Annotated in this window: 3 protein-coding genes; 2 read left to right on the forward strand and 1 reads right to left on the reverse strand. The window is 70.8% G+C overall.

Annotated features, from left to right (window positions below):
• The first annotated feature begins 173 nt into the window (after positions 1-173).
• Positions 174-2,327, forward strand: coding sequence for a 1,4-alpha-glucan branching protein GlgB (gene glgB, locus E1286_RS45905; RefSeq protein WP_132623512.1), 2,154 nt, complete (start codon positions 174-176; stop codon positions 2,325-2,327).
• A gap of 130 nt (positions 2,328-2,457) precedes the next feature.
• The gene (locus tag E1286_RS45910) at positions 2,458-4,449 is read left to right on the forward strand and encodes a S8 family peptidase (RefSeq protein ID WP_132623510.1); all 1,992 of its coding nucleotides are present in this window, start codon (positions 2,458-2,460) and stop codon (positions 4,447-4,449) included.
• A gap of 108 nt (positions 4,450-4,557) precedes the next feature.
• Here E1286_RS45910 and E1286_RS48670 read toward each other — a convergent pair.
• Positions 4,558-5,047, reverse strand: a 490-nt coding sequence (locus E1286_RS48670; protein WP_165970238.1) for a hypothetical protein, incomplete at its 5' end; no start/stop codon positions are given.

Genomic DNA, 5,047 nt, shown 5'->3' on the forward strand with positions numbered 1-5,047 from the left:
GGATGTGGGCAGCGCACCAGTATGTCGGGCCAAGAAGCGGGAAAGGGCTAGTTATCCGAACCCGGCGTCCTGTTGTGATCAGGGCGGGATTTTGCGTGTTCGGTGATTGTCGCGATGAAAGCGGGCAGTGCCTGGGATGGACGGTCATCTTAGGGCAGGGTGGGAGCATGCCGATGGGGACAGAGCTCGATCGCCTCGCGGGTGGGGCGCATCACGATCCGCACTCCGTGCTGGGCGCGCACCCGGCGTCGGGCGGCATGGTCTTCCGCACGCTGCGCCCGCTCGCCGAGCGGGTGCGGGTCGTGCTGGAGGACGGTACGGCCCACGACATGAAGCACGTGGCCCACGGCGTCTTCGAGGTGACCGTGCCCGGCCTGGACAAGGTGCCCTCGTACACGTTGAACGTCAAATATGCGGGTGCCGAGCCCTATGAGATGCGAGATCCGTACCGGCACTGGCCGACGCTCGGGGAGGTGGACCTGCACCTCATCGGTGAGGGGCGGCACGAGCGGCTGTGGGAGGTGCTCGGCGCGCGCGTGATGACGCACGAGGACGTCCAGGGCACCGCGTTCGCGGTGTGGGCGCCGAACGCGCGCGGCATCCGGGTGGTCGGCGACTTCAACCACTGGGACGGCGCCGCCTACCCGATGAGGTCGCTGGGCCGTTCTGGGGTGTGGGAGCTGTTCGTCCCCGGTCTGGGGGCGGGTGAGCGTTACAAGTACCGGATCCTGGGCGCCGACGGGGTGTGGCGGGAGAAGGCCGACCCGATGGCCCGGCGGACCGAGGTGCCGCCGATGACCGCGTCCGTGATCGACAAGTCCGACTACAGCTGGCAGGACGACGCCTGGATGGTCCAGCGGCGCTCGGCGCAGCCGCAGACGGGGCCGATGAGCATCTACGAGGTGCACCTGGGGTCGTGGCGGCCCGGCCTGTCGTACGTGGAGCTGGCCGAGCAGCTCTCCGAGTACGCCGCCGACCTGGGGTTCACGCATGTCGAGCTGCTCCCCGTGGCCGAGCACCCGTTCGGCGGCTCGTGGGGTTACCAGGTGACCTCGTACTACGCGCCGACGTCCAGGTTCGGCACGCCGGACGAGTTCCGCCACTTCGTGGACCGCATGCACCAGCGCGGCATCGGTGTGCTGCTCGACTGGGTGCCGGCGCACTTCCCGATGGACGACTGGGCGCTGGCCCGCTTCGACGGCACCCCGCTGTACGAGCACGCCGACCCGGCCAGGGGCGAGCACCCCGACTGGGGCACGTACGTGTTCGACTTCGGCCGCAGGGAGGTGCGCAACTTCCTGGTCGCCAACGCGCTGTTCTGGCTGAAGGAGTTCCACATCGACGGGCTGCGGGTGGACGCGGTCGCCTCGATGCTCTACCTGGACTACTCGCGGCGCGAGGGCGAGTGGACGCCGAACGTCTACGGCGGCCGCGAGAACCTCGACGCGGTGGAGTTCCTCAAGGAGATGAACGCGGTCTGCTACCGCGAGGCCCCGGGCATCTCGATGACGGCCGAGGAGTCGACGGCCTGGCCGGGCGTGTCACGGCCGGCGCACCTGGGCGGGCTCGGGTTCGGCTTCAAGTGGAACATGGGCTGGATGCACGACACGCTCGAGTACCTGCGCCACGAGCCGGTCTTCCGCCAGTACCACCATCACCAGCTGACGTTCTCCCTGCTGTACGCCTACTCGGAGAACTACGTGCTGCCGCTGTCGCACGACGAGGTGGTGCACGGGAAGGGCTCGCTGCTCGGCAAGATGCCGGGCGACGAGTGGCAGCGGTTCGCGCAGCTGCGGGCGCTGCTGACGTTCATGTGGGCGCACCCGGGCAAGCAGCTGCTGTTCATGGGCGGCGAGTTCGGCCAGGGCTCGGAGTGGTCGGAGGAGCGCGGGCTCGACTGGTGGGTGCTGGAGTTCGACGGCCACCAGGGCGTGCAGCGCCTGGTCCGCGACCTGAACCGGATCTACCGCGAGACGCCCGCGCTGTGGGAGCAGGACTGCAGGCCGGAGGGGTTCCGGTGGATCGACGCCGACGACGCCTCGGGCAACACGTTCTCGTTCGTCCGGTACGCGAACGACGGGTCCGCGGTGGCGTGCGTGGTCAACTTCAGCGGCGGGCCGCACGAGCACTACCGGCTCGGGCTGCCGTACGCGGGCCGGTGGGCGGAGGTCGTCAACACCGACGCCTACGGCTACTGGGGCAGCGGCGTGGGAAATCTGGGCGCGGTCGAGGCCGACGGCGAGCCGTGGCACGGGCTGCCGCACTCGACGACGTTGCGGGTGCCGCCGCTGGGCGCGGTGTGGCTCAAGCACGACGGGCCGGGCTGACCGTCCGTTCGGGCCCAGCCTGAACGGACGGCGTGCGGCGGCTGAAAGTTCCGTGAGAATGCGCGCCGGGGGCCTGTGCGTGTCCGGCAAATCGCCCTAAACTCCGAGATCATCCCCTCTCGGAGGACGCGTGCGATTCCGCCCCCTGATCGTCAGCTCGATCGCGCTGGCCCTGCTGCCGCTGTCGAGTCCGGCCTACGCCGATCCCGCCCCTCTTCCGACGCCGACCGTGTCCCAGACACCGACGGAAGCTCCTCCTGGGGAGCCCGTCGTCGAGGAGACGCCGCCCGAACCGCCAACGGAGCAGCCTTCCGAGGATGCCCCGCAGAACCCCGAGGACAAGGTGGAGGACGGCTTAGGCGTCGACGGCGGCACCGAGCGGGCGATCGTCGAGCTGACCGACCCGACGCAGCACGCCCCCGTGGCCGGCCAGGCCGCGGCCGAGAGCGTGGACGTGGTGCTGCAGCCGCAGGACCAGCCGTTCATGGTGGTCGAGGGCACCGCTGAGGAGCTGGCCAAGCTGGCCGAGGACCCGCGGATCTCCTCCATCCACCGCGACCGCACGTACACACCGGCCGACCTCGGCCCGAGCCTCTCGCTGATCGGCGCCGACAAGGCGCACGCCGGCGGCTTCACCGGCACCGGGCAGAGCGTGGCCGTGCTGGACACCGGCATCGACCCCGACCACCCCTGGTTCCAGGGGCGGATCGCGGCGCAGGCGTGCTTCTCGGCCGTGGAGCCGGGCGTCGAGTCGCTCTGCCCCAACGGCCGGCCCAGCCAGACCGACGGCAACGCGGCCGACGCCACCGCCCCGGCGTGCCTGCTCGACGGCGTCAACCTGTGCGACCACGGCTCCCACGTCGCGGGCATCGCGGCCGGCACCGGAGGCGTCGCCCCGGGGGCGCACATCGTCGCCGTCCAGGTGTTCAGCCGGATCAACGACGAGGACGTCTGCGGCGAGCCGGCGTGCCTGCTGGCGTACGAGTCGTCGCTGCGCCAGGCCATGGAGTACGTGTCCGGCCTCTCCCTCCCCCAGCCGCTCGCGGCGGTGAACCTGAGCCTGGGCGGCATGCTCTCCGAGAGCCAGTGCGACTCCTCGGAGGAAGCCGCGATCTTCAAGCCGATCATCGACGGGCTGCTGGCGAAGAACGTCGCGACCGTGGTGGCGGCGGGCAACGAGTACTTCGACGGGGTGTCGTTCCCCGCCTGTGTCTCCACGGCGGTGGCCGTGGGCGCGAACGACGGGCAGGACGCCATCGCCGACTTCTCCAACCGCGGGCCGCTGCTGGACCTGTTCGCGCCGGGCGTGGACATCGAGTCCTCGGTGCCCGACAACACCACCACCGTCTACAGCGGCACCTCCATGGCGACCCCGCACGTGACCGGCGCGCTCGCGCTGATGAAGCAGGCCTCGCCGCAGACCCCGATGGCGGACCTGATCGACAAGCTCAAGCAGACCGGCCGGCCGTACGTGTACGACTCCTACGGCACGCAGGTCACCACGCCGCGCCTGGACCTGGCGGCGGCCCTGACGGGGGCGGCCGTGCAGCCGCCCGTCGCGCAGACGCCGACGGTTCCGGACGAGACGGTTCCGGACGAGCCGGACCCGTTCGAGAGCGGCCCCTCGCCGGAGCCCGGCGACCCGGCGGATCCGGACCCGCAGCCTGAGCCCGAGCCGAGCACCAGCCCCGTTCCGCTGCCCACCGTGACGGTCACGGTGACGGTCACGCACACGGCGTCGCCGGCGGCCGCGGTCTGCACGCGGGGCACCGCCGCGAAGAAGCTGTCGGCCGCGAAGTGGGCTGTGGAGATCCACCGCAGCAGCGGCACCATCCCGGACGCCACGCTCACCTGCTACCTGAAGCTGATCAGCAAGTCGAGCAAGGTGTTCCCCGAGCTGACGAAGGCGTCGTCGCTGGGCACGGCGTACCGGGTGCTGAAGAGCACGAGGACGGGCAAGGCACGGCTGGACGGCGCGCTGCTCACGGCCTGGCTGAACTGGGCGCACGGCGTGAACGGCACCTCGGCCATGACCGCCGCGGAGAAGGTGCGCCAGGCCACGAAGCCGTCGTCGGCGGCACTGAAGAAGGCCACGAAGAACGTTCTAAAGACCGTTAAATAGCGAAATTTCGCAGAGAGGCCGGTCGCGATGTGCGGCCGGCCTTTCTGGCTCGCGCCCGCCGCGACGCGCAGAGGACTGCGCCCGGTCAAAGGGGGTCGGCAGTGGCGGTCATGAGGGTCTCCGTGCGGTCATGGCGGCGATGTGCACGCCGTAGGCGAGTACGCAGGCTGCTCGGACGACCGGGGCGGTCCTGGGCGCCATGGCGGGGCGGATGAGGGTTCCGCAGGTGCAGGTGATGGTGCCGGTGTCGCCATCCATGGCTTCGGGTGCGTGGAGGCGGGTGATGCCGTCCGGGGTGACGACGGTGGGGGCGTGCCGGGGGCAGAGGTCGGTGCCGCCGAGGACGCCTTGCTGGAGCACGCGCCATCCGGCGGGTTCGCCCCCGTACAGGGCGATGGCGTCGTAGGAGTCGGGGCAGCCTGCGGCGACGCAGCGGCGGATGCCGGGCGGGGCGATGGTGATCTTGCCGAGGGTGGCGTTGATCGCGGTGGTGCGGTACTGGAGGGGGTTGGAGCCGTCCGCGCGGAGGACCTGCCCGGCGAGCCAGATGTCGCCTGGCGGGTATGCGCTGGGGCCGGCGTCGCGGATGCGTATGGCG

Origin of the sequence: Nonomuraea terrae (genome assembly GCF_004348995.1) — a bacterium.
Classification (GTDB): Bacteria; Actinomycetota; Actinomycetes; order Streptosporangiales; family Streptosporangiaceae; genus Nonomuraea; species Nonomuraea terrae.